The organism is Pseudomonas sp. MD330_10 (genome assembly GCF_042610415.1).
Taxonomy (GTDB): domain Bacteria; phylum Pseudomonadota; class Gammaproteobacteria; order Pseudomonadales; family Pseudomonadaceae; genus Aquipseudomonas; species Aquipseudomonas rhodesiae.
Genome location: NZ_JBHGZU010000132.1, coordinates 1 through 241 on the forward strand (window position 1 = coordinate 1; position 241 = coordinate 241).

A 241-nucleotide genomic window follows, 5' to 3' on the forward strand; every position below is an offset into this window, starting at 1 on the left:
CCGGTGAAGCGCGCGTTCTCGATCTCGATGCCCGCTGAATCGAGGCCGCGAGCGGTGATCGTGCCCGAGTTCTTGATGCGCGCCTGAGTCGAGGTGATCATCATGCCGTTGGCGTTTTGGCCAGTCACACTGATCTTGCCGGTGTTGTTTACGTTGCCCGCGATATTCGCCTGATACAGGTCCAGCCCCCACGCGCCGTTGCCGCTCACCGTAATGTAGCCGTTATTGACCCGGTCGCCCG

General features: G+C 61.4%; 1 pseudogene. It reads right to left on the bottom strand.

Going from position 1 to position 241, the window contains the following annotated elements:
- A pseudogene (locus ACFZPT_RS26900) lies at positions 1 to 241 on the bottom strand (autotransporter outer membrane beta-barrel domain-containing protein); the annotation flags it as partial.